Annotated in this window: 22 protein-coding genes and 3 tRNA genes; 15 read left to right on the top strand and 10 right to left on the bottom strand. The window is 67.7% G+C overall.

Features of this window, described 5'->3' with window-relative positions:
• On the top strand, positions 1–728 hold a 728-nt coding region (locus FHX50_RS10805; protein WP_183377203.1), incomplete at its 5' end, for a glycosyltransferase.
• 4 nt (positions 729–732) lie between these two features.
• Positions 733–1,158: a hypothetical protein gene (locus FHX50_RS10800; RefSeq protein ID WP_183376309.1), complete on the top strand. Its 426-nt coding sequence runs from the start codon at positions 733–735 to the stop codon at positions 1,156–1,158.
• Between the two features lie 145 nt (positions 1,159–1,303).
• Here the strand turns inward: FHX50_RS10800 and FHX50_RS10795 are convergent.
• Both FHX50_RS10795 and FHX50_RS10790 read right to left on the bottom strand, forming a co-directional pair.
• A tRNA-Asp gene (locus FHX50_RS10795) sits at positions 1,304–1,377 on the bottom strand.
• Positions 1,378–1,471: 94 nt separating this feature from the next.
• Entirely contained in the window at positions 1,472–2,272 is an 801-nt protein-coding gene (locus FHX50_RS10790) for an HAD-IIA family hydrolase (protein WP_246371048.1), read from the bottom strand.
• Between the two features lie 42 nt (positions 2,273–2,314).
• Between FHX50_RS10790 and hrpB the strand changes: the two genes are divergently transcribed.
• Positions 2,315–4,954 carry an ATP-dependent helicase HrpB gene (hrpB, locus tag FHX50_RS10785; RefSeq protein WP_343064096.1) on the top strand — a complete coding sequence of 880 codons (2,640 nt, stop codon included), beginning with the start codon at positions 2,315–2,317 and terminating at the stop codon, positions 4,952–4,954.
• 40 nt (positions 4,955–4,994) lie between these two features.
• Here hrpB and FHX50_RS10780 read toward each other — a convergent pair whose 3' ends face one another.
• The 4 genes from FHX50_RS10780 to FHX50_RS10765 all read right to left on the bottom strand — a co-directional run bounded on the left by FHX50_RS10780 (position 4,995) and on the right by FHX50_RS10765 (position 8,598).
• Positions 4,995–5,297, bottom strand: coding sequence for a hypothetical protein (locus tag FHX50_RS10780; protein WP_183377201.1), 303 nt, complete (start codon positions 5,295–5,297; stop codon positions 4,995–4,997).
• Positions 5,290–6,507 carry an NAD(P)/FAD-dependent oxidoreductase gene (locus FHX50_RS10775; RefSeq protein ID WP_183377200.1) on the bottom strand — a complete coding sequence of 406 codons (1,218 nt, stop codon included), beginning with the start codon at positions 6,505–6,507 and terminating at the stop codon, positions 5,290–5,292. The genes FHX50_RS10780 and FHX50_RS10775 overlap by 8 nt, the downstream gene beginning before the upstream one ends.
• A 208-nt stretch (positions 6,508–6,715) precedes the next feature.
• Positions 6,716–6,788: transfer RNA gene (locus FHX50_RS10770), tRNA-Thr, on the bottom strand.
• A gap of 67 nt (positions 6,789–6,855) precedes the next feature.
• Positions 6,856–8,598, bottom strand: a complete 1,743-nt coding sequence (locus tag FHX50_RS10765) for an alpha/beta hydrolase (RefSeq protein WP_183377199.1) — start codon at positions 8,596–8,598, stop codon at positions 6,856–6,858.
• 126 nt (positions 8,599–8,724) lie between these two features.
• Here FHX50_RS10765 and FHX50_RS12385 point away from each other — a divergent pair, with 126 nt between their 5' ends.
• The 3 genes from FHX50_RS12385 (at position 8,725) to FHX50_RS10750 (ending at position 10,922) form a co-directional block, all read left to right on the top strand.
• Positions 8,725–10,017: a histidine kinase gene (locus FHX50_RS12385; RefSeq protein ID WP_183377198.1), complete on the top strand. Its 1,293-nt coding sequence runs from the start codon at positions 8,725–8,727 to the stop codon at positions 10,015–10,017.
• 51 nt (positions 10,018–10,068) lie between these two features.
• A complete protein-coding gene (locus tag FHX50_RS10755) occupies positions 10,069–10,758 on the top strand; it encodes a response regulator (protein WP_183377197.1) in 690 nt (229 codons plus the stop codon).
• Between the two features lie 91 nt (positions 10,759–10,849).
• Positions 10,850–10,922, top strand: a tRNA-Glu gene (locus tag FHX50_RS10750).
• Between the two features lie 56 nt (positions 10,923–10,978).
• Here the strand turns inward: FHX50_RS10750 and FHX50_RS10745 are convergent.
• On the bottom strand, positions 10,979–11,920 hold the full coding sequence (locus tag FHX50_RS10745; RefSeq protein ID WP_183377196.1) for an NAD(P)-dependent oxidoreductase: 942 nt from the start codon (positions 11,918–11,920) through the stop codon (positions 10,979–10,981).
• Positions 11,921–12,017: 97 nt separating this feature from the next.
• On the opposite strand from FHX50_RS10745, the gene FHX50_RS10740 reads away from it, so the two are divergent.
• Together FHX50_RS10740 and FHX50_RS10735 are read left to right on the top strand one after the other, a co-directional pair.
• A complete protein-coding gene (locus FHX50_RS10740; protein ID WP_183377195.1) occupies positions 12,018–12,473 on the top strand; it encodes a Fur family transcriptional regulator in 456 nt (151 codons plus the stop codon).
• A 43-nt stretch (positions 12,474–12,516) separates the two neighbouring features.
• On the top strand, positions 12,517–13,971 hold the full coding sequence (locus FHX50_RS10735; RefSeq protein ID WP_183377194.1) for a catalase: 1,455 nt from the start codon (positions 12,517–12,519) through the stop codon (positions 13,969–13,971).
• A 168-nt stretch (positions 13,972–14,139) separates the two neighbouring features.
• Here FHX50_RS10735 and FHX50_RS10730 read toward each other — a convergent pair whose 3' ends face one another.
• Positions 14,140–14,526: a universal stress protein gene (locus FHX50_RS10730; protein WP_183377193.1), complete on the bottom strand. Its 387-nt coding sequence runs from the start codon at positions 14,524–14,526 to the stop codon at positions 14,140–14,142.
• Positions 14,523–15,161, bottom strand: coding sequence for a lysophospholipid acyltransferase family protein (locus tag FHX50_RS10725; protein ID WP_259922720.1), 639 nt, complete (start codon positions 15,159–15,161; stop codon positions 14,523–14,525). The genes FHX50_RS10730 and FHX50_RS10725 overlap by 4 nt, the downstream gene beginning before the upstream one ends.
• A 196-nt stretch (positions 15,162–15,357) precedes the next feature.
• Between FHX50_RS10725 and FHX50_RS10720 the strand changes: the two genes are divergently transcribed.
• The 7 genes from FHX50_RS10720 (at position 15,358) to FHX50_RS10690 (ending at position 25,774) form a co-directional block, all read left to right on the top strand.
• Positions 15,358–16,692: a Gfo/Idh/MocA family oxidoreductase gene (locus tag FHX50_RS10720; protein ID WP_183377192.1), complete on the top strand. Its 1,335-nt coding sequence runs from the start codon at positions 15,358–15,360 to the stop codon at positions 16,690–16,692.
• Positions 16,693–17,060: 368 nt separating this feature from the next.
• A complete protein-coding gene (nrdH, locus tag FHX50_RS10715; RefSeq protein ID WP_183377191.1) occupies positions 17,061–17,321 on the top strand; it encodes a glutaredoxin-like protein NrdH in 261 nt (86 codons plus the stop codon).
• 61 nt (positions 17,322–17,382) lie between these two features.
• Positions 17,383–17,790 carry a class Ib ribonucleoside-diphosphate reductase assembly flavoprotein NrdI gene (nrdI, locus tag FHX50_RS10710; protein ID WP_183377190.1) on the top strand — a complete coding sequence of 136 codons (408 nt, stop codon included), beginning with the start codon at positions 17,383–17,385 and terminating at the stop codon, positions 17,788–17,790.
• Positions 17,791–17,795: 5 nt separating this feature from the next.
• The gene (nrdE, locus tag FHX50_RS10705; RefSeq protein ID WP_221187342.1) at positions 17,796–19,928 is read left to right on the top strand and encodes a class 1b ribonucleoside-diphosphate reductase subunit alpha; all 2,133 of its coding nucleotides are present in this window, start codon (positions 17,796–17,798) and stop codon (positions 19,926–19,928) included.
• A 34-nt stretch (positions 19,929–19,962) separates the two neighbouring features.
• Positions 19,963–20,934, top strand: a complete 972-nt coding sequence (nrdF, locus tag FHX50_RS10700; protein ID WP_183377188.1) for a class 1b ribonucleoside-diphosphate reductase subunit beta — start codon at positions 19,963–19,965, stop codon at positions 20,932–20,934.
• Positions 20,935–21,175: 241 nt separating this feature from the next.
• Positions 21,176–25,102, top strand: coding sequence for a hydantoinase B/oxoprolinase family protein (locus tag FHX50_RS10695; RefSeq protein ID WP_183377187.1), 3,927 nt, complete (start codon positions 21,176–21,178; stop codon positions 25,100–25,102).
• Between the two features lie 366 nt (positions 25,103–25,468).
• Positions 25,469–25,774, top strand: a complete 306-nt coding sequence (locus FHX50_RS10690; protein ID WP_183377186.1) for a GlsB/YeaQ/YmgE family stress response membrane protein — start codon at positions 25,469–25,471, stop codon at positions 25,772–25,774.
• 132 nt (positions 25,775–25,906) lie between these two features.
• Here FHX50_RS10690 and FHX50_RS10685 read toward each other — a convergent pair.
• On the bottom strand, positions 25,907–26,969 hold a 1,063-nt coding region (locus FHX50_RS10685; protein WP_183377185.1), incomplete at its 5' end, for an MFS transporter.

The following is a 26,969-nucleotide window of genomic DNA, read 5'->3' as shown; positions in this document are numbered from 1 at the left end:
TCGTCATCGCCGTCTCCGACACCGAGAAGCAGATGATCATCCAGCGGTGCGGCGCCGACCCGGATGCGATCGACGTGGTCCGCCCCGGGGTGGACCTCGACCTGTTCCACCCCCGCAAGGCCGTACCGAGCGGGCCGACGGGTGCCGCGCCCACCGCCGCAGCACAGGGGGAGGGGCCCCATCGCCTCGCCTGCGTGGCCCGCCTCGAACCCCTCAAGGGCATCGACCAGGCGATCCGCATCCTCGCCGCCCTCCGCGACGAGGACGTCACGCTCACCATCGCCGGAGCCGCCGCCGAGGACTACCGCGACTACGAACGCCGGCTGCACGCCCTGACGGCCGAACTCGGCGTCAGCGACCGGGTGCGGTTCGTCGGCGCTGTCGACCGGGAGGACCTCGCCGCTCTCCTCGCCGGCAGTGACCTGCTGATCAACCCGTCCTATTCGGAGACCTACGGCATCATCAACATCGAAGCCGCGGCCTCCGGCACCCCCGTGATCGCGCACCGCTCCAGCGGCATGCGCGAATCCGTCATCGACCACGTCACCGGGATCCTGATGGACACCCGGGACCCGTCGGCCTGGGCCGACGGCATCCGCACCCTCATCACCAGCCCCGCCGCCCTCGAGTCACTGTCCCGCTCCGCCGCCGAGCGGGCGCAGCGCCGCACCTGGGCATGCGCCGCCGAACAGTTGGAGGACTCCTATGAATCAAGCGCTCTACGATGACCGCGTGCCGAGCTTCTCGGCCACCCTCACCGGCCACATGATCTCCGGCGCCATCAAGGCAGTGATCGCGGCGCTGATGCTGTTCGCCACCTCCGCCACGGGCGCCATCAGCGAGATCACCCTCTCCCACGCGCTCACCTTCGCGTTCGTCGCCATGATCCTGGTGGAGACCGTCAGCGCGGTGATGTTCCACGTGGTGGCGCTGCGCCGCCGCCACCCCCGCCCCGGCAGCACTGCCGTGACGGTGGTGGACCTGGCGCTGCCGCCGCTCGCGGCGCTGCTGTTCGGCACGATCCTGCTGGGCGGCGGGATCGTGATCGCCGCAGCGATCTGCTTCACCATCGTCTTCTGGGTGTTCACCCTGCTGGTGGAGAAGCCGTGGCGGGAGGACGACGCGGCCGTGGAGGCGATGGAGAAGTCCCGCTGGTGAGGGCGCTCACTCGGTCATGACCTGCGGCACAGTCAGCGCAGCCGGCCCCGCCTGAACGCGGACACCGTTCAGCGCGGAGCCGCTGCGCGTCCGCGTCCGCACAAACAACAAGAGCCCCACCGAAGTGGGGCTCTTGTTCGTCCTGCGACCCTGACCGGGCTTGAACCGGCGACCTCCGCCGTGACAGGGCGGCACTCTAACCAACTGAGCTACAGGGCCTCATTTTTTCCGCCCCTCTCGGAGCGACAAGAAATACTCTACGCGACCCCAGGGCCGAGCGCCAATCCTGGGGCTGTGACTCTGATCGCACAGGTCAGGTCAGGTCCTTCAGCTCCTCCAGCAGCTCCGCCACACCGTCGAAGTCCTGGTCGGGACGGAACGGGAACTGCTCCAGCGTGCCCGGCTGCGTGATGCCCGTGTAGACGAGGAGCGTGTGCATGCCGGCTTCCATCCCGGCGACGATGTCGGTGTCCATCCGGTCGCCGATCATCGCGGTCGTCTCCGAGTGCGCCTCGATCTGGTTGAGGGCGGAGCGGAACATCATCGGGTTCGGCTTGCCCACCACATACGGGTGACGGCCCGTCGCCTCCGTGATCAGCGCCGAGACCGCGCCGGTGGCGGGCACGATGCCCTCTCGGGACGGACCGGTCGCGTCCGGGTTGGTGGCGATGAAGCGGGCGCCCTCGGAGATCAGACGGATCGCGCGGGTGATCGCCTCGAAGGAGTAGGTGCGCACCTCGCCGAGCACCACCACGTCCGGCTTCGTGTCGGTGATGACGAACCCGGCGTCGTGCAGCGCGGAGGTGAGGCCCACTTCGCCGATCACGTAGGCGCGGCCGCCGGGCAGCTGCTTCTTCAGGAACTGCGCGGTCGCCAGCGCCGACGTCCAGATCGACTCCTCCGGGATGTCGATGCCGGAGGCCTGCAGGCGCGCGTTGAGGTCGCGCGGGGTGTAGATCGAATTGTTGGTCAGCACCAGAAAGCGCTGCCCCTTCTCCCGCCAGTGATCGATCAGCTCCGCCGCGCCCGGCAGCGCATGGTTCTCGTGGACGAGGACGCCGTCCATATCGGTCAGCCAGGTCTGGACGTCAGCGAGCGTGCGGTCGATCTTCATGTGACCATGATCGCTCATCCCGGCAGTGGGCACAATGGGTGCGTGCACCTCCCCGAGACTCCCTTCGACCTGACCGCCATCGGCTCCGGCCTCGTCTTCGCCGACGTCCTGGACGACCTCGCCCGCGCCCTCACCGCCGAGGACGCCGCCGCGGTCGTGCAGGCCCCGCCCGGCACCGGCAAGACCACCCTCGTCCCGCCGCTGGTCGCGAACCTCGCGGGTGGGCGCGTCATCGTCACCCAGCCCCGGAGGGTGGCCGCGCGCGCCGCCGCCCGTCGCCTCCACCAGCTCTGCCCCGACCTGCCGACGGGCGCCGTCGCGTTCAGCGTCCGCGGTGAGTCCACCACCCGTCCCAGCACGATCATCGAGTTCGTCACCCCCGGCATCCTCATCAACCGCCTCCTCGCGGACCCGGAGCTCACCGGTGTCAGCGCGGTGATCCTCGATGAGGTCCACGAACGCGCCCTCGACTCCGACCTCGCGCTCGCCATGCTGCTGGATGTGCGGGAGCTGCGCGGCGACATGCGCCTGCTGGCCCTCTCGGCCACGCTCGACGCCGCCCGCTTCTCCCGCCTCATGGACGGCGCACCCGTCATCGACTCGCCCACCGCCCTGCACCCCCTCACCGAACAGTGGGCGCCGCCGCCGGGGCCTCGGCTCGATGACCGCGGCGTCACACCGGCATTCCTCGAGCACGTCGCCGCGACCGCCGCCGACGCCCACCGCACCCATCCGGACAGCGATGTGCTGGTGTTCCTGCCCGGGGCACGGGAGGTCAGCCGCTGCGCCGACGGGATCCGCGACCGCCTCACCGACTCAGGCGTGGAGGTCCTCGAACTGCACGGGCAGGTGCCGCCTCGCGAGCAGGACCGCATCGTCTCCGGCGGTGACGCCCCCGGCCGCCGCATCATCGTCTCCACAGCCCTCGCGGAGTCCTCCCTCACCGTGCCCGGTGTGCGCGTGGTGGTGGACAGCGCCCTGGCACGGGAGCCGCGCCGCGACTCCCTGCGGCGCATGACCGGACTGGTGACGCTGACGGCATCCAAGGCGTCGATGACGCAGCGCGCCGGCCGCGCCGCACGGCTCGGCCCCGGCACCGTGATCCGCTGCTGCGACCCGTCGACCGCTGCGGGCGCCGCCCAGGCCGCCGCTGCGGAGGTCACCACGGCGGACCTCACCGGCGCGATGCTGACCGCCGCTTGCTGGGGCGCCCCGGGCGGGGAGGGACTGCGGATGCTCGAGCCGTTCAATCCGCGCGCCGCCGCCGATGCTCGCACTGACCTCACCGCCATCGGCGCGCTCACGGAGACCGGGCACGCCACGGAACTGGGCCGGATGCTCGCCGCCGTCCCCACCGATCCGCGCCTCGCCCGTGCCCTCCTCGACTCGGCGTCCGCGGGGGAGGGGGAGCTCGCCGCTGACGTCATCGCGCTGCTGGGGGCCGACGGGCGCCCCGCGTCCCTGGAAGCGGACCGCGCGCTCGCCGCCGCCCGCGGTGACAGGAAGCATCAGCGGGAAGCGGAGCGCCTGCGCCGCATCGCCGCGCGATCCGCAGGCACTGGCTCAGGCTCAGGCTCAAGCTCGGGCTCAGGAACAGGCGGGGGTGCGGGTGCGTCGGGCACTGACCCGGACGCCGTCGGGCGGGTCATCGCTCGCGCCTTCCCGCTGAACATCGCCCGCCGCATGGTCGATGGGCCCGACGGAGCCGCATCCTTCCTCCTCGCCTCCGGCACCCGTGTGGGCGTGCCGGCCGGTCACCTCGCGACCCAGGAGTGGATCGTGGTGGCGCACTCCGGCCGGTCGCAGGCCCGCGCCGCCGCCGGAACCGGTGCGGTGGCGCGGCTCGCCGCCGCGATCTCGGAGGAGACGGCGCTGAGCATGGGAGAGCACCTGCTGGCCGACCGCGTCACCACCCGATTCACCGAGCAGGGCGCCCAGGCGCGGCGCATCCGCTCCCTCGGCGCCATCACCCTGTCCAGTGCACCGGCACGGCCGGAGGGGCCTGAGGCGCGCGCAGCCGTCATCGACGGGATCCGCGAGCAGGGACTGGGCGCATTCCGCTTCAGTGACGCCGCCCGCTCCCTGCGCGAACGGGTGCAGTTCCTCCACCGCACGCTGGGGGGGCCGTGGCCTGACCTGTCGGACGCAGCGATCATCGCCCGGCTCGACGACGTCGCGGCGCCGGAACTGGACCGCCTCGCGGGGATCGGCGGGAAACCGGTGCGCCCGTCGGCCATCGATATGCTGCCGATCCTGCAGCGCCTGCTGCCCTGGCCCGCCGCAGGCCGCCTGAGGGAGCTGGCGCCGGAGCGGCTGGAGGTGCCGTCGGGCTCCGCCATCCGGCTCACCTACCCGCCGCTGGAGGAAGCCGACGGGGCCGACGCGAGCGACGGGGCCGAGCATTCCGCCCCGGGCCGGGTCGTGGCGGAGGTGAAGCTGCAGGAGATGTTCGGGCTGGCTCAGTCACCGCGGATCGCGGACGGCGCGGCATCGATCCAGTTCCATCTGCTGTCGCCGGCGCGGCGGCCGCTGGCGGTGACCGATGACCTGGCGTCGTTCTGGGACGGTGCGTATGCACAGGTGAGGGCGGAGATGCGGGGGCGCTACCCGAAGCATCCGTGGCCGGAGGACCCGTGGAGTGCGGAGGCGACGGCGCGGACCAAGCGCCGCCCGCCCCGCTGAGGACCGCCCCACTGAGGACCGCCCGGCTGTAGCGCGTCCCCTACGGGACGATCCGTTCGCCCTCCAGGTCGCGGGCGCTCGCGGCCCGGCTGCGGGCGGAGGCGCCGGAGGCGATCACGAAGCTCGCCAGCAGCCCCACGGAGAACACGGCGGAGCCGAGCAGGCACACCGCCCAGCCGAGCACGAACAGGATCCCCACCCAGGCGCTGGTGGCGCCGTAGAGGGACATGAGGTGGCCGTTCCACAGGGCGGCGGCTGCGATGATGCCGACGCCGACGGCGAGGATCCCGATCCCGGTGAGGATCGCGATCGTGCCGCTGCGGCCGCGGGGACGATCAGGCAAGGGGGACGGCGCCCTTCAGCGACGCGCTGTCCTGCACCGGCTCGGTGACGGTCCGCTTGATCAGGCGGCGCGCCTGATCCATCTTCCCGTACACGTTCCAGGTGAGGACTCCGCGCACCACCCCGTCCTTCAGGTAGTAGACGGCGGCGGTGTCGAGGTCGTCGTTCCCGGCGTCCACGACGGTCTGCAGCGACGAGTCGATCTCGCCGACCGCTTCGTACCCGTCCTCGAAGAGGTCGGACCAGAACATGGGGGTGCGGGTGTAGTTCACCTCGGCGCCGGTCATCGCCTTGCCGGCGGCCCTTCCCATCCGCTCCGCCTGATCGGCGTGCTCCACGCGGCGGACACCGAGCGCGGAGTCCTCGTAGGTGGCGATGTCGCCGGCGGCGAAGATGCTGTCGTGGGAGGTTCGCAGGCCCGCGTCGACGCGGACGCCTTCCGTGGCCTCGTCGATGTGGAGACCGGCCCGCTTCGCCAGCCCCACGTTGGGGAACGCGCCGATGCCGATCACTGCGCCGTCACCGGCGACGGACTGACCCTCCTCCAGCTGCACGCGGACGCCGTCGGTGGTGTTCTCCACCGTCTCCACACGGCCGGTGACGAGCTGCACGCCCGCCTTCTCGAAGCGCCGAGTGATCCGATCGGAGAGCTCAGCAGGCAGCATGTGGCCCAGCAGCGGCAGCGACGGCGTCACGAACGTGACCGCCACACCGTCCTGCTGCACGAGCGCGGCCGCCATCTCGGTGGCGATGTAGCCGCCGCCGGCGACCACGAGGTGCGCACCGGGCTTCGCGAGCTCCCGCACCCTGTCGTAGTCGCCTTCGGTGCGGAAGAACGCGATCCGGTCCGACGGCGCCATGCCGTTCTTCACCGGCGACATCCCGGTCGCCAGCAGCAGGGCGCCGTACTCGACCTCGGTGCCGTCCTTCAGCGTCAGCAGCTTGGCCGACGGGTCCAGGGACTCCACCCGGGTCTGCAGATGGACGAGGTCCTCATCGCCGGCGGGGACGAGGTGGTTGCCCTCAGCGGTCTCCTCGCCGTCCAGCCACAGGTCCTTGGAAAGGACGGGCCGGTAGATCGGCGGGTTCTTCTCGGCGCTGAACAGAGCACAGGTGGCGTCGGGATCGAGTTCCCGCAGGCGCGCCAGGGCGTTTGCGCCGGCGATGCCGCCGCCGATGATGACGTAGTCGAACGACTGCCGCTCGGTCATGTCTCCTCCTCGCCGGGCGGCTCAGACAGCCGCCCCTGGGATTGGTCCTCTCCCCACGGTAGGCCCGCGCGCTGGGTGTGCGTTCAGCTTCACCGCCGGCCTCCCAGCGGAGGCTCGGACTCGGCGGGCGGCGGCACCCGTCGGCCCCCTCACTGCACAGCGAAGCGGCCCGCCCAGCGTGTGTGCTGGAGCGGGCCGCTTCTCTCGGAGCCCCCTGCCGGAATCGAACCGGCGACCTTTTCATTACGAGTGAAACGCTCTACCGACTGAGCTAAGGAGGCAACGCCTCCCTAATCTACACAGCGCCTCAACGGGTGGGCAAAGCGGTCGGGGGAACTGTCGCTCAGGTCACGAGCAGGTCAGGCCGTCCTGCGGCTTGGTGCCGTTGAGGAAGAACTCGTCCACCGCGTCCTCCACGCAGCCGCCGGAGGAGCCGTAGGCGGTATGGCCCCAGCCGTCGTAGGTGATGAGGGTGGAGTCAGCGAGCTGCTCATTGAGGCTCACCGACCACTCGTACGGGGTGGCGGGGTCGTTCTTCGTGCCGATCACCACGATCGGGCCGGCGCCCTCGGCGTCGATGGTGGCGGCCTGCCGGACCGGCTTCTGCGGCCAGGACCCGCAGATGGCTCCGGTGTAGGCCATCTGATCGCCGACGGCGGGGTACGCCTTCTTCAGGCGCTCGGACTCCTCATCCATCCACTTCTGGTCCGTCACGTACTGGCGGTCCAGGCAGTTGACGGCGTTGATCGACCAGGTGGAGTTGCCCTTGTAGGTGCCGTCCTGGTTCCGTTCGGTGGCGAAGTCCGCCAGCATCATCATGGTGGTGGCGTCGCCGTTCTTCATGGCCTGGTTGAGGCCGTTCTGCAGCGGCTGCCAGTTCTGCGTGTTGTACATCATCGAGATGATGGTGGTGCGTGCGAGGTTCGGGGTGAGGGAGCGGCCGTCGGGGCCCTTCAACGGCTTGTCCTCGAGGCTCGAGGCCCAGTCCATCATCTGCTGGGCGCCCTCTTCGGGGGTGCCGGTCAGCGGGCATTCGGAGCCGCTGTCCATGCAGAACTTCGCGAACTTCTCCAGGGAAGCCTGGAAGCCCCGCGCCTGCCCGGCGGCGATCTCGTCGCCGGTCAGCTGCGGGTCGAGCGCGCCGTCCAGCACGAAGTGGCCGGTGGTGTCCGGGAACAGTTCGGCGTAGGTGGCGCCGAGGAAGGTGCCGTAGGAGAAGCCGAGGTAGTCGAGTTTGTCCTCGCCGAGCGCCGCGCGGATCACGTCCATGTCGCGGGCGGAGGAGAAGGTGTCCATGTAGGGCAGGATGTCACCGGAGTTCTGGGCGCACTGATCGAACGCCTCCTTCATCTCCTTGGCCTGCCCCTCGACGTCATCGGGGTCGGAGGAGAAGTAGGTGCCGTCCATCCAGGCGTCCATCTTGTCATCGCCGATGCACCGAATGCCGTGGGAGTCGGCCACACCGCGCGGGTCGAAGCCGACGATGTCGAAGCTGCTGCGCAGGGTGTCGGTGACGATGTAATCACCGTAGCTGCCGACGGTGTCGGCGCCGGACCCACCGGGCCCGCCCGGGTTGATGAGGATCGAGCCCTTCTTCTCGCTCTCGGCGACGGAGCGGCGGGTGAGCTGCAGGTCGATGTCGCCCTTGGACGGGTCGGACCACTGGAGCGGGACCGTCACGGTCGCGCACTGCGCCTGCCGCCATTCGGGCTTCTCGCAGCCCTTCCATTCGATCTTCTGTGAGTAGTACTTCGCGTAGGCCCCGTCGGTGCGGGGGTCGACTGTGAGCTTGAGCGCGTCGGAGTCAGTGGCGACGGGGGAGGCTCCGGTCAGCTGTGCCATGCCGTCGGTGCCGGGGCCGATCGGGGAGGCGCCGTCGAGGCTGCGCGGCTCGTCGAGCTTCGCGTCGGTGATGCCGGGAGCGGTTCCGGGCTTGGTCGTGTCCGTGTCGCCGTCGCCGCTGAGGGAGGAGATGAACCCGCAGCCGGACAGCGCGAGCACGGCTGAGGCGATGAGGGCCGCGGCGCTGCGGCGTCGGCGAGGCGAATGCACTGTCATGGTGTCCTTCGTGTCCGGTGTCGTGCCTGCCATTGAACCACCCGAGCGGCCCGGAGGAGGCGTTCAGGCATCGACTGTCTGCCATGACGGGTACGACTTTGGGCCAGCGGTGGTCCTCGGAGCTGGCGGCGAGCAGTCACGGGCCGCCACACTGGGGTCGTGAACACCGACGCCCCTACCGCTTCCGCTCTGGATGACGCCGCCCTGCGCTTCGTGCGCTTCGTCCGGCCCCGACTGGGAACGATCGTCATCTGCATCCTCTTCGCACTGGAAGTGCTGGCCATGCTTCTGGTCCTGCAGTTCCTCACCGTGACGTGGCGACAGGTGATGGGGTTCGTCATCTCCACGGTGTGCTTCGCGCTCCTCTTGACCCGGCACCGCACCTGGCGCTGGAGCCTGCCGCTGGTCATGCTGCTGAGCTTCGGCGGCTTCCCGTTCGCCCACATCGCGATGTACGGGTACGCGAAGCGCCAGCCCAGCCGGATGCGGGCCGTCGCCTGGCTGGGCGCCACGATCACCGCGCACGTGGCGTGGAACGTGGGCTCCTACTTCCTGACGGGGGAGCGGGATCAGCTGATCAACGACCCGGAGTTCGCGAACGACCCCATCACCCCTACCTTCGAAGCGGTGATGATCACCTCCCTGGAGCTGATCGCCCTGCTGTCGCTCAGCTTGTCGATGGCGATCGGCATCTATGTCGCGATGCGGCGGGAGAGGGCCGCGGCGATGGAGGATCGGCTTCGGATCGCGCAGGAGGGCCGCAGAGCCGCCGTGGAGCAGGCCCGGGCATCGGAGCGCACCCGCATCGCCCGGGAGATGCACGACATCGTGGCGCACAAGATCTCCCTGATCGCGCTGCAGGCCGGTGCGATGGAGGTGAACGATTCGCTCACGCGCGAACAGATGGCGGAGGGGACCGCGCTGATCCGGTCGACTGCATCGAACGCGCTCACGGAGCTGCGGCAGGTTCTCGGGGTTCTGCGGGACGAGGACACCAGCGCGCCCCTGACGCCGCAGCCGGCCTGGTCCGATGTCATCGGCCTGGTGGAGACCTCCAACAATGCCGGCGCCCGGATCGAACTCGACAACCGCCTCGGCGACGATGCGGTTGTGCCCGAGGCGGTGGCTCGCACCGCCTACCGGGTCCTGCAGGAATGCCTGACGAACGTCCACAAGCACGCGCTGAACCGTGCGGCACTGGTCGTGATCGGCCGGTGCCCGCTGGAGGGGGCCGACGGGTCCGAGGCCGCGGGGCAGCGCGCCCTGTGCATCGAGGTGCACAATCGGATCCCCGACCACCCGAACCATTCCCTCCCGGGTGCGAGGATGGGACTGGTCGGGATCGAGGAGCGAATCAAGCAGGCCGGCGGCACGTTCCGTGTTCTCCCGTCGGCCCGTGGGGACTTCACCGTCCGCGCTGAGATCCCCTGGGGCGCCTGCCCCACCTCCTGACCCCGATCCGCCCGCCGCCCGCCCCGCCTTGCTGACGATCCGAGGAACGCTATGACCGCTTCTGATTCCGCACCCGCCGACCGCCCCACCCGGGTGGTCCTCATCGACGACGACTCCCTGGTCCGCGCCGGCCTCAGCATGATCCTCGGATCCGCCCCCACGATCGACGTGGTGGGGGAGGGGGCCGACGGGGCCGACGCCGTGGACCTGGTCAACCGCCACTACCCGGACGTGCTCCTGATGGACGTGCGGATGCCGAAGGTGGACGGCCTGACCGCGCTGCGCAGTGTGAAGGCGCTGCCGAAATCGCCGCGAGTCATTATGCTCACCACCTTCGACCTGGACGAGTACGTGTTCGCTGCCCTGGAGGCCGGGGCCGCGGGGTTCCTGCTGAAGGACACGCCGCCACGGGATCTGATCAGCGCGGTGGAGGTCGTGGCGCGCGGCGATGCGATGCTGTCGCCGGCGGTGACCCGCCGCATGCTGGAGCACTTCACGCATGCGAACCCCGCGCAGGCCGCGCCGGAGGTGCCGGGCCTGGACAAGCTGACGCAGCGGGAGACCGAGGTGCTCGCGAACGTGGGCGCCGGCTTCTCCAACGCGCAGATCGGACAGCGCCTGTTCATGAGTGAAGCAACGGTGAAAGCGCACATCTCGAAGATCTTCGCGAAGCTCGAATGCACCAACCGGGTGCAGATCGCGATCGTGGCGCACGAGGCGGGGCTGACGGTCGACCTCTGATACGGCCGGGCGTTCGCGGAGACATCGCTCACGCGCGACGGAATCCCAGGTTGGCCGCGGTGGCGCGGTGCCGCTATAGTCGGACCGGTACGCCCCGTTCGTCTAGCGGCCTAGGACACCTGCCTTTCACGCCGGCAACACGGGTTCGAATCCCGTACGGGGTACACAGAGCAGAAGCCGTCTTCTTCGGAAGGCGGCTTCTTCGCTTCTTCAGGGGCCCTCAGGCCAGGTGCACAGCGGTCGGCGGCTCCTCGCCCCGCTCGAACGCCAGCACCGCCTCATGCAGAGCGGCGGCGATGTCCACGGGCCGGGTCTGCGCCGAGATGTGCGGCGTGATGTGGATGCGCTCCTCGCCCCACAGCCACGAGTCCTCATCCAGCGGCTCCGTCTCGAACACGTCCAGTACCGCCCCGGTCACTCGGCCCGCATCCAGTGCCCGGCGCAGCCCCGCCTCATCCAGGCTCACACCGCGGCCCACGTTGATCAGCAGCGCCTCGTCCAGGTGCGAGAACAGGTCATCGTTCAGGATCCCCGCTGTCTCCTCCGTGCCCGGCAGGGCGGAGACGACCACGTCGGCGCGCTCCAGCTCCGGATGGATCTGCCTGAGCGGTGCGGTGCGGGAGAACCCGTCGGCGTCCCGACCGGAGCGGTTCGCGCCCACCACTGCGATGCCGAGCGACTCCAGTGCTCGTGCGACCCCTGCGCCGATCGGGCCGGTGCCGAGGACCACCGCCCGCTCGGGCAGCGGGGCGGTGCGGCGCGGCTCCCACGTGCGGCGGTCCTGCGCACGCACATAGTGAGCGGTGTGCAGGCAGTGGTTGAGCACCCACGCCTGCGCGTACCGGCCCATCTGCTCGGGCATCGTGCCGATCGTGCGGGTGAGGACCTCGAAGCGGTCCGTGTACGGCGCGAAGGCGTCGAGACCGGCGCTCATCGTGTGCGCCCAGACGTAGCGGCCAGTGCCGTCCGGATCGGGGAACGGCCAGCCGGCGACGGAGTCCGCCCAGCTGAGGTCCTCAGCCGACGGCTCGGCTGCGTGGCGCAGCCGGATGGGCGTCCCCCAGGATTCGAGGTGCTCATGGACCCGCCGGGCGAAGCGTCCGGTCAGCAGGAGCCGCGTGGGGCGGATCGGGGCGCGGGTCTCAGGAGAGCTGGTGGTCATGGTCCTACTCTAGGTCGGACCCACGAGGTGAACACCAAGTGAATGGAGGCAGTCATTTCCTGGACTGTGTCCAGAAAATGTTGCTACTGTTATCGCCATGACAGCATCCCTCACCGCCGCAGAGCGCGCCGGGACCGATTGGGTCCAGGCGCTGCGCGACGCTGGGCTGCGCGTCACTGCACCGCGCATCGCCGCACTCGAGGTCCTGGCCTCCAGCGCCCATGTGGACGCCGAGGTCATCGCCGCCGAGGTGCGGGCCAAGCTCGGGGCCGTCTCCAAGCAGGCCGTCTATGACGTTCTCGCAGCCCTGACCGACGCGGGACTGGCCCGCAAGGTCAGCCTCGACGGCCGCCGCGCACTGTACGAGCTCCACCGACACGACAACCACCACCACCTCGTGTGCCGCCGCTGCGGCCGCCTGGAGGACGTGCCGTGCGCCGTCGGTGAGGCTCCGTGCATCCCCATCGCCGAGAGCGAGTCCCACGGATTCGCTGTCGACGAAGCCGAGGTGACCTACCGGGGCCTGTGTCCCGACTGCGCAGCTCGCTCCTGACCCACCGAACCGATCGTTCATCACAGATCCCCAAGGAGGAATGATGACCAGCTTCGATCCGAAGGCCAAGTCCACTACCGAGAACGGTGCTCCCCGCGAGTCCGACCGCTTCTCCCTCAGCATCTCCCACGACGGCCCGCTGCTCCTGCACGACATCGCCCTCGTTGAGAAGCTCGCCCGCTTCGACCGCGAGCGCATCCCGGAGCGCAGCCCCCACGCCAAGGGCTCCGGCGCCTTCGGTGAGCTCGAGGTGACGGAGGACGTCTCGCAGTACACCAAGGCGGACCTGTTCCAGAAGGGTCGCAAGACCCCGATGCTGGCCCGCTTCTCCACCGTGGCCGGTGAGCTCGGCTCGCCCGACACCTGGCGCGACGTCCGCGGCTTCGCCCTCAAGTTCTACACGCAGGAGGGCAACTACGACATCACGGGCAACAACACCCCGGTGTTCTTCCTCCGCGACCCGATGAAGTTCCCCGACTTCATCCACTCGCAGAAGCGTCTGCCGGACTCCGGTCTGCGCTCGGCCACCATGCAGTGGGACTTCTGGACCCTCATGCCGGAGTCCGCTCACCAGGTCGCCTACCTGATGGGCCCGCGCGGTCTTCCGAAGACCTGGCGCCACATGAACGGCTACGGCTCGCACACCTACATGTGGGTCAACGAGTCCGGTGAGAAGTTCTGGGTGCGCTACCACTTCCACACGCAGCAGGGTGTGGAGTACCTGTCCAACGAGGAGGCCGAGCGCATCGCCGGTGAGGATGCCGATGCCCACCGCCGTGACCTCTTCGAGGCGATCGAGAGCGGCGACCACCCGAAGTGGGATGTGCACGTGCAGGTGATGCCGTACGAGGACGCGAAGACCTACCGCTTCAACCCGTTCGACCTCACCAAGACGATCTCCAAGAAGGACTACCCGCTGATCAAGGTGGGTCACTTCACGCTGAACCGCAACCCGAAGAACCACTTCGCGGAGATCGAGCAGGCTGCGTTCAGCCCGTCGAACCTGGTGCCGGGCATCGGCCTGTCGCCGGACAAGATGCTGCTGGGCCGTTCCTTCTCCTACCCGGATGCACAGCGCAACCGCCTGGGCACCAACTTCAACCAGCTGCCGGTGAACGCCCCGATCGTGCCGACCAACTCCTATGACAAGGAGGGTGCGATGCAGTTCCACCACAGCGGTGACGCTCCGGTGTACAGCCCGAACTCGTTCGGTCGCGCCTACCAGGAAGGCGAGGTCGTCTCAGAGACCGGCTGGGAGGCCGATGGCGAGATGATCCGCGCCGCGTACACCCTCCACGCTGAGGACGACGACTTCACGCAGCCGGGCATCCTGGTGCGCGAGGTGTTCTCCGAGGAGGAGCGCGAGGGCCTCATCGAGACCGTTGCCGGTGGTGTCGCCGACATCCCGGAGCCGGTCCTCAGCCGCGTGTTCGAGTACTGGAAGAACATCGACCAGGAGGTCGGTGAGCGCATCGAGGCGAAGGTCAAGGGCGCGTGAGCTTCTGAGCCGCGTGTCCCGCAGGGCCCGCCCGTGACCGCCGGGTGACTTGTGGCCCGGATGGGGGCCTGGGGAATGCACGACGACCCGTCCAGCATGATGCTGGGCGGGTCGTCTGCTGTCTGTTCGGGGACGTGAGGGTGCAGCGCTGGGAAGCTGTGCTGGGGCTCAGGCGACGAGGACGTCGCAGGGGGCGTCGAGCAGGATGTGCTGCACCGTGGAGCCCAGCAGGTGCGGCGCGAACTCGCGGTTGCGGCGCACCCCGATGGTGAGCGCGTCGGCGCCCTCCTCCTCCACCAGGCGGATCAACCCGGTGGAGGTGGAGACGTCCTCCGGCACCTGCACGGTGCGCACCGCGACGGACAGGCCGGCCTCGGTGCCGCGGGCGCGGGCCGACTCCAGCTGGTCCGCGGTGGCGTGCCGGGGATCGGGGGAGGAGCCGCGCTGCAGGTTCGCGATCACGACGGACGAGCCGGAGCTCTCCGCCCAGGCGAGGGCCGCGCCCAGGGCGGCGTCGCCCTCAGCGGTGGGGATGTAGCCGACGACGATGCTCATCGACGCTCCTGTCCGGACAGTGCCTGAATCTCATCCATGATGCGCTCGGTCATAGCGCGGCGCCGGGCGGCCTCACTGGGGATCTCTTCGAGGTCGGAGAAGTCGATCGGCGCGCCGAAGGAGACGGAGAAGCGGTGCAGGCGCGGCAGGATCTGCCCCTTGTTCCACAGCTTCTCCGTGCCCTTCAGGCCGACGGGGACCACGGGCGCACCGGACATCTGCGCCAGCCACGCTGCGCCCTGCTTGCCCTTGCCGAGCAGGCCGTCCTTCGACCGTGTCCCCTCGGGGTAGATCGCGAACACGTCCCCGCCCGTGAGGACCTCGAGGGCGGCCTCGAGGGAGCCGCGGGCGGACTTCAGGGTGCCTCGGTCCACGGGGACGGAGCCGATCGACTCGAAGAACCTCTGCTGGATGCGGGCCTTCAGGCCGGTGCGCTTCCAGTATTCGTCCTTGATGATGAAGCGGACCTTGCGGGTGGCGATCACGGCGATCACCAGGGAGTCGATGTTCGCCAGGTGGTTGGAGGCGAGCAGCACGGGCCCGCTGGTGGGGACGTTCTCGAGTCCGGCGATGCGGGGCCGCCAGAGGAGACGAACCACGGGGACGAGGAGCCGTCGGGCGTTTTCGTAGAACACGGGGCGCGCATCCTTTGCGGCGTGGGGGAGCGGGGACCTCTCTACTGTACGCCCGCATGGGCGGGACGGGGCGCCTGGGATGCGAGGCTTCCGCTGGGCGTGCGTTAATGTGGCGGGACATGCTGAGAGCGCGCACCCGTCGGCCCCGACTGCCGAGACCGGGGCGGTGCGGCGCCGGCCGACCCCGGGAGGACCAATGGCGGACATCATCCGCGTCGCTGTCGTGGGGCTGGGCTCGATGGCCCAGTCCGTGCACCTGCCCATGATCCTGCGCCGGCACGACCGGTTCGAGACCGTGGCGATCGTGGACATCTCCGAGCGCCGCCGTCAGGACGTGGGGGAGAAGTGGCGCCTCGGCGAGGACGCCCGCTTCGCGTCCGTCCAGGACCTGATGGCGGCGGTGCGCGCCCGCGACCTCGCCGTGGACGCTGTGGTGTACGCGGCCGACGGGGTCAAGGCCGACGACGTCCTCGCCATCATCAAGCGCGGCATCCACGTGCTGCTGGAGCCGCCCGTCGGCTACGGCGCCGAGGAGATCAACCGGATCGCGGAGTTCGAGCGGATGACCGGGCGGTCCCTCGTGACGGTGGCGAACGCGCAGGCGCATGACCAGGCGCTCGTGGAGATGGAGGACGACAACACCGCCCGCGACCTGCGGATCATCGAGTTCGAGACGCTGATGCCGGCGATGAACGCCCTCTACGGCAACCACCACGTGACGTCCGCGGCGTACGACCTGCCGTTCGAGGAGCGCACCCACCGCCGCGAAGCGATGGATGCGGCGCTGGAGGCTGCTGCCGGCCCGGGCGCGAACCAGCGGGACCGCGACCTGCTGCTCAAGGGCATCCTGTCGGGTCTGGCCGTGCAGCTCGGGGTGCTGCGCTCGGTGTACGGCGCGATGACCGAGCTGCACGCGGTTCGGCAGTGGCCCGAGACCGTCACCCCCGGGTCGTTCGAAGTGCTCGGCGCCCTGGAGGACGGCGCGCGGGTGCGGATGGTGTGGCACTATCTGCCGTTCGCGCCGCAGCTGCGGGATTCGATCCGGTTCGTCGGCGTGCGCCGCCAGGGCCGCGTGGACCTGCCGAACCCTGCTGACCTCGACGTGTGCGGCCGCTATTCGGTGACGCAGAAGACCAGCGGCAAGGTCGTCATCACCGAGATCGACTCGGAGCACTCGCCCGCGTACGCCATGTACGAGGCGTTCGCCGCGACGATCACGGAGGGGGCGGCGCCGCGCTGCACCGTGGAGGACGCGCTGCTGGACGCCGAGGTCGCGCGCACGCTCCTCGCCCAGATCGCGGAGGCCGACGGGCGCGACATCGACCACGACCCCGACGCTGACTCGGCGGACGACCCAGCGGACGGCCGGGCAGACGACCAGATTGGTGACGGAGCGGACGACGCCGCCGAACCGATGCCGGCAGTCGAGGACGTGCCCGAACCGATCGATGCCCCCGAGAACGCTGACGATTCTGCCCCCGCGGACGCGGCCCCTGAGGCGAGCGAGTCTCCTCGCGGGACCGAGAGCTGAGTGCTCCGTTCTCATCCCAGTGCGTGACACGCCCGGGCGCAGACGAGTTCTGCACCCGGGCGCTCTGCTTCCTGAGAGCTTTCCCACCGGTTCTCTGAACGAGATATCCACCGTCGTGACCGGCCCGCTCCGCTCGTCCACAGGGTTATCCACGGCCGGCCTGCGGGTTTGGGCGGGAGAGGCGCGGACTGTGCACACAGGGTCCACCTCCATCCACAATGCCTCCACACCACATCCATGTAATTCAGTACATCTAGTGGTCTGGCAAAGCCTCAGACACTAGGTGTAGTGTTGTCCCCGTTGGTCATCCACAAGGAGACCAGCCCCCTCAGCTCTTCCCGTCCCTCAGCGAAAGGCAGCTTGTCACCATGGAGATCACCGTCTACTCGAAGCCGATGTGCGTGCAGTGCGATGCGACCAAGCGCGCGTTCACCAAGGCCGGCGTTGCCTTCAACGTCGTCGACCTCACCGAGGACGCTGACGCCCTCGCCACGGTCAAGGCCCTCGGCTACCAGCAGGCGCCCGTCGTGATGACCTCGACCGATCACTGGGCCGGCTTCCGCCCCGACAAGATCAAGGCCACCGCCGCACAGATGGCGGACACCGCGGCGCACGCACGCGCAGTCTGACCCCGTCGGCCGGGCAGGCCGCACCCACCACATCGAGCAAGAAAGGGCAGGGAAGCGCGCAATGGGCAGCCTCGTGTACTTCTCGTCCGTCTCAGGCAACACCAAGAGGTTCGTCGACAAGCTCGACTACTCCGAGGACTCGGTCCATCGGATCCCTCTGCGACGCACGGAGGATCCTCTCGTGATGGAGGATGAGTTCGTGCTGGTCGTCCCCACCTACGGGGGCGGCACCGTCAAGGGCGCTGTTCCGAAACAGGTCATCACCTTTCTGAACGACAAGCGCAACCGCACTCTGATTCGCGGTGTCATCACGGGTGGCAACACCAACTTCGGCGAGGCCTACTGCAAGGCGGGAGACATCATCTCCGCCAAATGCCAGGTCCCGCACATGTATCGATTCGAGCTGTTCGGCACCCCGCAGGATGTCGACCAGGTGAAACAGGGATTGGAACGGTTTTGGCACAACTGACTGACATGCCGGCTCACGAGCACTCCAAGGCGCTCGACTACCACGCGCTCAACGCGATGCTGAATCTCTACGACTCCAACGGTCAGATTCAGTTCGACAAGGACCGGGAGGCGGCACGGGAGTACTTCCTGCAGCACGTCAACCCCAACACGGTCTTCTTCCACTCGCTCAGCGAGAAGCTCGAGTACCTCGTGGACAACGAGTACTACGAGAAGGAGGTGCTCGACCAGTACGACTTCTCGTTCATCGAGTCCCTCTCCGCCCAGGCCTACGCGCACAAGTTCCGCTTCAAGACCTTCCTCGGCGCCTTCAAGTACTACACCTCGTACACGCTGAAGACCTTCGACGGCAAGCGCTACCTCGAGCGCTTCGAGGACCGCGTCATGATGGTCGCGCTCACCCTCGCCCGCGGCGATGAGGACCTCGCCCGCAGCATCGTCGATGAGATCCTCACCGGCCGCTTCCAGCCCGCCACCCCGACGTTCCTCAACGCCGGCAAGGCGCAGCGCGGCGAACTCGTCTCCTGCTTCCTCCTGCGCATGGAGGACAACATGGAGTCCATCGGCCGCGGCGTGAACTCCGCCCTGCAGCTGTCCAAGCGCGGCGGCGGTGTGGCCCTCCTGTTGAGCAACCTGCGCGAGTACGGCGCGCCCATCAAGCAGATCCAGAACCAGTCCTCGGGCGTCATCCCCGTGATGAAGCTGCTGGAGGACTCCTTCTCCTACGCCAACCAGCTCGGTGCCCGTCAGGGCGCCGGTGCGGTGTACCTGCACGCCCACCACCCGGACATCCTGCGCTTCCTCGACACCAAGCGCGAGAACGCCGACGAGAAGATCCGCATCAAGACCCTCTCCCTCGGCGTCGTGATCCCGGACATCACCTTCGAGCTCGCTCGTAACAACGAGCCGATGTACCTGTTCAGCCCGTACGACGTCGAACGCGTCTACGGAAAGCCGTTCGCCGACGTCAACATCTCCGAGCACTACCGCGAGATGGTCGATGATCATCGCATCGCCAAGAAGAAGATCAAGGCGCGCGAGTTCTTCCAGACCATCGCGGAGATCCAGTTCGAGTCCGGCTACCCCTACATCCTGTTCGAGGATGCGGCGAACCGTGCGAACCCGATCGCCGGCAAGATCACGCACTCCAACCTGTGCTCGGAGATCCTGCAGGTCTCGACTCCGTCGGAGATGAACACCGACCTCTCCTACTCGGAGCTCGGCCGCGACATCTCCTGCAATCTCGGCTCCCTCAACATCGCCTACGCGATGGACTCCGAGGACTTCGCCAAGACGATCGACACCTCGATCCGCGCCCTCACCGCGGTCTCGGACACCTCCGACATCGATTCGGTGCCGACCATCGCCAACGGCAACGCGAAGTCCCACGCCATCGGCCTCGGCCAGATGAACCTGCACGGCTACCTCGCCCGCGAGCACATCCACTACGGCAGCGAGGAGGGCCTGGACTTCACGAACATGTACTTCCTCACGGTGACCTACCACGCCATCAAGGCGTCGATGGGCATCGCGAAGGAGCGCGGTGAGAAGTTCTACGACTTCGAGAACTCGAAGTACGCCTCCGGTGAGTTCTTCCAGAAGTACATCGAGAAGGAGTGGGCCCCGCAGACCGAGAAGGTCCGCTCCCTGTTCGAGAAGTCCAACGCGCATCTGCCCACGCAGGAGGACTGGAAGCAGCTCGCCGAGGATGTGAAGACCCACGGCATGTACAACGCGTACCTGCAGGCCGTTCCGCCGACGGGGTCGATCTCCTACATCAACCACTCCACCAGCTCGATCCACCCGATCGCGTCCAAGGTGGAGATCCGCAAGGAAGGCAAGATCGGCCGCGTCTACTACCCGGCTCCGTTCATGACGAACGAGAACCTTGAGTACTTCCAGGACGCGTACGAGATCGGCTACGAGAAGATCATCGACACCTACGCCGTTGCCACGCAGCACGTGGACCAGGGCCTGTCGCTGACCCTCTTCTTCCCGGACACCGCCACCACTCGTGATCTCAACCGCGCGCAGATCTACGCGTGGCGCAAGGGCATCAAGACCATCTACTACATCCGTCTGCGCCAGATGGCGCTCGAGGGCACCGAGATCGAGGGCTGCGTCAGCTGCATGCTGTGACGCCCTCCCTCCCTTGCTGCCGAAAGGACATCGCATGAACACCGATCATCTGAAGACCTCGGTGCAGGCCATCAACTGGAACCGCATCGACGACCCGAAGGACCAGGAGGTCTGGGACCGCCTCACCGGCAACTTCTGGCTGCCCGAGAAGGTCCCGGTCTCGAACGACATCCAGTCCTGGAACCGCCTCAACGAGTTCGAGCAGACCCTCACCATGCGGGTCTTCACCGGACTCACGCTCCTGGACACCGTGCAGGGAACCGTCGGCGCGATCTCCCTGATCCCCGACGCCGTCACCCCGCACGAGGAAGCCGTCTACACGAACATCGCGTTCATGGAGTCGGTGCACGCCAAGAGCTACTCGCAGATCTTCTCCACCCTCTGCTCCACCCCGCAGATCGATGACGCGTTCCGCTGGGGCGAGACCAACGAGAATCTGCAGAAGAAGGCGCAGATCATCATGTCCTACTACAAGGGCGATGATCCGGATAAGCGCAAGGTGGCCTCCACCCTGCTCGAGTCGTTCCTCTTCTACTCCGGCTTCTACCTGCCGATGTACTGGTCCAGCCGCGGCGAGCTCACCAACACCGCCGACATGATCCGCCTCATCATCCGCGACGAGGCAGTCCACGGCTACTACATCGGCTACAAGTTCCAGCGGTCCGTGGAGAAGCAGTCCGCTGAGCGCCAGGCCGAGCTGAAGGACTACACCTACAGCCTCCTCATGGACCTCTACGACAACGAAGAGGAGTACACCGAGGACCTGTACGACCCGGTCGGCTGGACCGAGGACGTCAAGATGTTCCTGCGGTACAACGCGAACAAGGCCCTGATGAACCTGGGCTACGACGCGCTGTTCACCCCGGACCAGACCGAGGTGAACCCCGCGATCCTCGCGTCCCTGTCGCCGAACGCCGACGAGAACCACGACTTCTTCTCCGGCTCCGGCTCCTCCTACGTCATCGGCAAGGCCGAAGAGACCGAGGACGACGACTGGGACTTCTGATCCCCGAAGATCCGCTCTGATCATCCGGCGCACGAGCCGCCGCGGCGTTGTGCCGGGTGACCAGGGACGAAGGCCGGGCCCCACGCAGCAGCGTGGAGCCCGGCCTCACTCCTTAACTGAACAGTTTTCCCAAAACGCTTGTCGCGTTGCTACCCCGTCTGTAAGGTTGCTCACTAAGCAACTCCTGTGGCTCAGGCCACAGAGGAGCTTCAGTCGAGAACTGTCTCAGAAAGGTCCAATCATGAAGCGCATGGGCGTTGACGTCGGCGGAACATTCACCGACCTCTACTTCAGCGAAGACTCCACCCGACGCGTGGTGATCGAAAAGGTCCCCTCCACCCCTGACGATCCCTCCCGCGCCGTCATCAACGGGCTCCAGCGCCTGTCCGAGAAGGCCGGCGTGGACCTCAGCGAAATCGACCAGCTGGTGCACGGCACCACGGTGGCCACGAACATCGCGCTCACCCACAAGGGCGCCAAGGTGGGCATGATCACCACCGAAGGCTTCCGCGACATCCTCCACATCGCCCGCCACAAGAAGCCGTACAACTTCTCCCTCCAGCAGAACCTGCCGTGGCAGGAGTACCCGCTGGTCAAGCGCCGCTACCGCCTCACCGTCAAAGAGCGCCTATCCGCTCCGAACGGCGATGTGCTGATCCCGCTGGATGAGGACTCCGTCCGCGCCAAAGCCCGCGAGCTGAAGGCAGCCGGAGTGAAGTCCGTGGCGATCTGCTTCCTGCACTCCTACCTCAACCCGGTGCACGAGCTGCGCGCCAAGGAGATCGTGCTCGAGGAGTTCCCGGAGGCGTTCGTCTCCACCTCGCACGAAGTGGTGCCGCTCTACCGCGAGTTCGAGCGCTTCTCCACCACCGCCCTCAACGCCTTCGTGGGCCCGAAGGTCTCCAAGTACCTCAAGCGCCTCAACAAGGCCGTCACCGAAATGGGCTACAAGCGCGAAATGCTGCTCATGCAGTCCAACGGCGGCATGGTGCCGATCATGAAAGCTGCCGAGCAGCCGGTGAATCTGCTCATGTCCGGCCCCGTCGGCGGCCTCATCGGCGGCATCTGGTCCGCCAAGAAGTCCGGCTTCGAGAACGTGGTCACCCTCGACATCGGCGGCACCTCCGCTGACATCGGCGTGGCGCACAAGGGCCAGATGCGCATGCGCCACCTGCTGGACACCAAGGTGGGCGCCTACCAGGCGATGGTTCCGATGGTCGATATCGACACCATCGGCGCCGGCGGAGGCTCCATCGCGTTCGTCGATGACGGCGGCGTGTTCCGCGTGGGCCCGCAGTCCGCAGGCGCCACCCCCGGCCCCGCCTGCTACGGCCACGGCGGCGAAGAGCCCACCTCCACCGACGCGCAGCTGCTGCTCGGCCGGATGCGCGCCAAGCGCATGCTCGCCGGTGACGAGATGGAGCTGGACATCGACGCATCCCGCAAGGCGATGGAGCCGGTGGCAGAGACCCTGGATATGTCCATCGAAGAGGCCGCCATGGGTGCCCTGCAGATCCAGAAGTTCGGCATGACCCAGGCGATCGAGCAGAACTCGGTGCGCCGCGGCTATGACCCGCGTGACTTCACCCTCGTGGCCGGCGGCGGCGCCGGCGCACTGTTCGCCTGCGAGATCGCAGCCGAGCTGGACATTCCGAAGGTGCTGATCCCCGCTCACCCGGGCATCATCGCCGCCACCGGCCTGCTCGCCTCGGACCAGAAGTACGAGTTCATGAGCACTGCCCGCTTCACCTTCCCCGATGAGTCGTTCAAGATCTCGCAGCTCGACGAACTGTTCGCCGATCTTGAGAAGCAGGCCGCCGACCAGCTCGATGACGACGGCGTCAGTGAGGACCGCCGCACCCTCGAGCGCCTCGCCGATGCCCGCTATGTGGGTCAGGGCTACGAGGTGCGGGTGAGCGTCCCCGAGCTGAAGGGCAGCTCCGAGAACTGGCAGAAGGCCATGATCGCCGCGTTCCACGAAGCGCACGACGCCGAGTACGGGCACCGCTTCGAGGAGGGCCATGTGGAGATCGTCAACATCCGCGTGGTCGCCCACGGCCGCATCGACGACCTGCCCGCCCCGAAGAACGAGGCGACCGGCACCGACCTCACCTCCGCGGAAGTGGCGCGCCAGGAGACCTTCTTCGACGTCGACGGCAAACCGCAGGGCATGCAGACCCCGTTCTACGACCGCGAGAAGCTGAACGTCGGCATGCGGATCGACGGCCCCGCCGTCATCGAGCAGTACGACGCCACCGTGGTGATCCCGCCGAAGTTCATCGCCGAGATCGACGACGCCAACAACATCGTCATCTCCACCCCGTTGCACGAGGGCAAGAGCGACGCCGAACTGGCCGAGCCGATCCTGATGCGCGTCATCGGCGGTGCTTTCACTGCGGCGGCGAAGGAGATGGCGTCGGTTCTGTTCCGCATGTCGTACTCCTCCATCATCCGCGAATCCGAGGACCTCGGCGCCGGCATCTTCGACATCGACGGCAACACCCTCGCCGAATCGGACTCCACCCCGATGTTCATGGGAGCCATGCCGAAGATCGTCAAGGCGATCATCCGCCTCGCCGGCGACGACATCAACGAGGGCGACATCTTCATGCACAACGACCCGTATGAGGGGAATACCCACTCGCCGGACGTCGCCATCATCACCCCGATCTTCCACGACGGGAAGCGCATCGGCTTCGCCGGTGCCTCCGGTCAGCTGCTGGACATCGGCGGCGCCTACCCGGGCCTGGCCGTGGACCTGGTCGACAATCAGGCCGAGGGACAGATCTTCCGGGCACTGAAGATCCAGGACCGGGGAGTGCGCCAGGAGGTGCTGCTGAAGCAGATCTTCTCCAACACGCGCACACCGACGCAGAACGAGGGCGACATCGAAGCGATGATCGCCGCCTGCACCCTCGCTTCCAACCGGGTCCTGGAACTCGTGGAGCGCTACGGCGTGGAGGCCGTGGACCGCGCCGGCCACCACTGGCTCACCTACTCCGAAGCGATGCTGCGCCAGGAGATCGCGAAGATCCCCGACGGTGTCTACGAGGCGCCGATGGGGTACCTGGACGACGACGGCAAGAACTACGGCCGGAAGCTGCCGCTGAAGGTGACCGTGGAAATCCGCGGAGACGAGATCATCTACGACCTCACCGGTTCCGCGGCCCAGGTGGAGACCTCCTACAACTGTCCGTTCGAGGGCACCACGGTCTCAGCGTTCAGTTTCATCACCCGCATGATCTTCCTCGATGAGGCGGCGCACCCGGTGTTCGTGCCACAGAACGAGGGCATCCTGCGTCCGATCACGGTGATCGCGCCAGAAGGGTCGATCTTCAACCCGAGCTACCCGGCTGCGTGCGGCGCCCGCTTCGGCCAGGTGCAGCGCGTGGTGGACCTCGCCCTCGAAGCGCTCGCCCCGGTCATCCCCGAGAAGGTCACTGCCGGCAACTCCGCCCACATCCACTTCATGTCCTACTCCGGCTGGGACGAGAAACAGGGGGAGTACTGGGTGTACCTCGAGGTCAACGAGGGCTCCTACGGCGCCCGACCCGACGGGGACGGCCTCGACTCGGTCGACAACCTCATCGCCAACACCCGCAACAACCCGATCGAGGAGCTGGAGTTCCGCTTCCCGATGCGGACCGACCGGTACGAGCTGCGGGCGGACGTCCCGGCTGCGCCCGGCAAGCACCGCGGCGGCATCGGGGTGGTGCGCGAGAACCACTTCCTCGGTGACACGGTGATCACCGCGGAGGCGGACCGCCAGGAGTCGGATGCTCCGTGGGGTGTGTTCGGCGGCCATGACGGTGCGAACGCGAAGCTCACGAAGAACCCGGGCCGCGAAGGGGAGGAGTCGCTGCCGTCGAAGGTCACGGCCAAGATGTTCCGTGCGGGTGACTCCCTGGAGATCACCGTCCCCTCCGGCGGCGGCTACGGCGACCCGATCGAGCGCACGCCGAAGGCCGTGCTCAACGACGTCCTCGACGGCTTCACCACGGAGGAGCAGGCCCGCGACGTGTACGGAGTGGTGCTGGACGTGCAGGCCGGCAAGGTCGACAAGGACGCGACGAAGGAGCTGCGCCGCACCATGGCGGCCGACGGGGCCCGCAAACCGGTGAGGCAGGAGCTGGTCGTGGATGAGGAGCACCTCGCCGCGACCATCTGACACCTCTGGTCGAGGTGCATCAGCCTCCGAGGCAGGAGCCCCTCCACAAACGTGGAGGGGCTCCTGCCGTCTTTGTGTCCGTTACCGCCGGCATGAGCGCAAGGCGCTTGTGTGTATCACGGGAGAATTTCAAAGGACATTTCGGACCTTTTATTCTCGGTGGGGCGTCTCTCAGGTCGAGATGATGGCGCTCTGCAGGCCGTTGTCCAGGGGAAACGCGGCGCCGGGCCCCGGGAAAAGCTGAGTGGGCGAGACGTGCTTCGGATGCGATGGGTGCGTCGCTGAAATCGACACATTTGACCGATGGTCACGGTTTGATATAATTCAAGAGTCAATCGGTTTCCCTTCCCTCTAAAGGAGAACATCATGGGCCTTCTGTGGGCAATCATTTCCTGGATCATCATCGGTGCCATCATCGGCCTCATCGCCCGTGCGATCATGCCGGGTCGTCAGGCCATGGGCCTGGGCGCCACCATCGTCCTCGGCGTCGTCGGCGCCATCGTCGGCGGTTTCATCGGCGGCCTCTTTGGCGGCAACGGCGTTGCCGGCATCATCAACAACCCGTGGAGCATCGGCACGATCATCCTCGCCGTCATCGGCGCGCTGATCGTCATGTTCGTCTACGGTCTGATCACCAAGAACTCCGCTGGCGACCGCAACACCGCCCGCTGATCACCGTGATCTGACCAGCCGCACCCCCTGCGGCGGTTGAGCACCAGGAACGCCCCCTCCGCTGCGGAGGGGGCGTTCCTTCGTCTCTGCCCGGGTGCGGCGGCGCGAGGAGCCGTGCTGTCGGGTCAGCCCTCAGTGATGTGGGGCACTGTCGTCCGTGGTCTCATCCGCTGCGACCACCGGGATGTCGCCCGTCATGGTCAGCTGCTCCGCGAGGGGTCGGCCGCTGGTCTCCGGCATGAGGCGGATGGCGATCAGGCCGAGTGCGCAGATCACCGTCAGGTAGACGGCGGGGGAGATGGCGCTGCCGGTGCGGTCCACCAGATAGGTCGCCACGTAGGGTGCCGTGCCGCCGAAGATCGCGTACGCCACGTTGTAGGTGATCGCGGAGGCAGTGTAGCGGCTCGTCGTCGCGAATGCTTCGGACAGCAGCACCGCCGTCACCACGTTCGCTGACACGGCCCCCAGCGCCAGCAGGATCTGGCTGGACAGCGCAGTGACCAGCGTTCCGTTCTGCGCCAGGAGGTATGCCGGGATGGCGAGGCCGCCCAGGAGGAGCGCCGAGGCGTACATGATCGGTCTGCGCCCCACGCCGTCGCAGATGATGCCGATGACCGGTGCGAGCGCCGTGGCGAACACCAGGGCGAGCACGTTGGACAGCAGCACGGTGTCTGAGGACATGCCCACCACCTGCTGCAGGAAGGTGGTCATGTAGGTGGAGAACATGTAGAAGCTCAGGCCGGTGATGGAGATGTAGCCGGCGAGCACTGCCATGGCTCGCCACTCTCTGCGGACCACGGACCGAATCGACGGCTGCTCCGCCTCAGCGGAGTCCCGCTCCGCCTGCGCCTTCTGGAACTCCGGGGTCTCGTCCAGCTTCTGTCGGATGAAGAACGCGACCAGACCCAGCGGCGCGGCGATGAGGAACGGGACGCGCCACGCCCAGTCCTGCATGCCCTGCTGGCCGAACAGCTCCGTCAGGATCCAGGTGATGGTGGCCGCCGCCGCGAACGAGCCGAATGTGGCGGCGGGCATGGCGGATCCGTAGCGGGCGCGCCGGTCATCGGGGGCGTGCTCGATGACGTACGCGGCGGCCCCGGCGTATTCGCCGCCGGCGGAGAGGCCCTGTGCGCAGCGGGCCACGGTCAGCAGGATCGGTGCCCAGATTCCGATGGTGGCGTAGGCAGGCAGCAGA

Source organism: Helcobacillus massiliensis, assembly GCF_014191425.1.
Classification (GTDB): domain Bacteria; phylum Actinomycetota; class Actinomycetes; order Actinomycetales; family Dermabacteraceae; genus Helcobacillus; species Helcobacillus massiliensis.
This window is presented reverse-complemented; position numbering and strand designations above follow the sequence as displayed.

Excerpts from the sequence above, each read along its gene's own strand:
- FHX50_RS10695 (WP_183377187.1), top strand. The coding sequence starts at position 21,176 with ATGAAGCGCATGGGCGTTGACGTCGGCGGAACATTCACCGACCTCTAC.
- nrdE (WP_221187342.1), top strand. The coding sequence starts at position 17,796 with ATGCCGGCTCACGAGCACTCCAAGGCGCTCGACTACCACGCGCTCAAC.
- FHX50_RS10775 (WP_183377200.1), bottom strand. The coding sequence starts at position 6,507 with ATGACCGAGCGGCAGTCGTTCGACTACGTCATCATCGGCGGCGGCATC.
- FHX50_RS10740 (WP_183377195.1), top strand. The coding sequence starts at position 12,018 with ATGACAGCATCCCTCACCGCCGCAGAGCGCGCCGGGACCGATTGGGTC.
- nrdI (WP_183377190.1), top strand. The coding sequence starts at position 17,383 with ATGGGCAGCCTCGTGTACTTCTCGTCCGTCTCAGGCAACACCAAGAGG.
- nrdF (WP_183377188.1), top strand. The coding sequence starts at position 19,963 with ATGAACACCGATCATCTGAAGACCTCGGTGCAGGCCATCAACTGGAAC.
- FHX50_RS10720 (WP_183377192.1), top strand. The coding sequence starts at position 15,358 with ATGGCGGACATCATCCGCGTCGCTGTCGTGGGGCTGGGCTCGATGGCC.
- FHX50_RS10735 (WP_183377194.1), top strand. The coding sequence starts at position 12,517 with ATGACCAGCTTCGATCCGAAGGCCAAGTCCACTACCGAGAACGGTGCT.
- FHX50_RS10790 (WP_246371048.1), bottom strand. The coding sequence starts at position 2,272 with ATGAAGATCGACCGCACGCTCGCTGACGTCCAGACCTGGCTGACCGAT.
- FHX50_RS10690 (WP_183377186.1), top strand. The coding sequence starts at position 25,469 with ATGGGCCTTCTGTGGGCAATCATTTCCTGGATCATCATCGGTGCCATC.
- FHX50_RS10745 (WP_183377196.1), bottom strand. The coding sequence starts at position 11,920 with ATGACCACCAGCTCTCCTGAGACCCGCGCCCCGATCCGCCCCACGCGG.
- FHX50_RS10755 (WP_183377197.1), top strand. The coding sequence starts at position 10,069 with ATGACCGCTTCTGATTCCGCACCCGCCGACCGCCCCACCCGGGTGGTC.
- nrdH (WP_183377191.1), top strand. The coding sequence starts at position 17,061 with ATGGAGATCACCGTCTACTCGAAGCCGATGTGCGTGCAGTGCGATGCG.
- FHX50_RS10730 (WP_183377193.1), bottom strand. The coding sequence starts at position 14,526 with ATGAGCATCGTCGTCGGCTACATCCCCACCGCTGAGGGCGACGCCGCC.
- FHX50_RS10765 (WP_183377199.1), bottom strand. The coding sequence starts at position 8,598 with ATGGCAGGCACGACACCGGACACGAAGGACACCATGACAGTGCATTCG.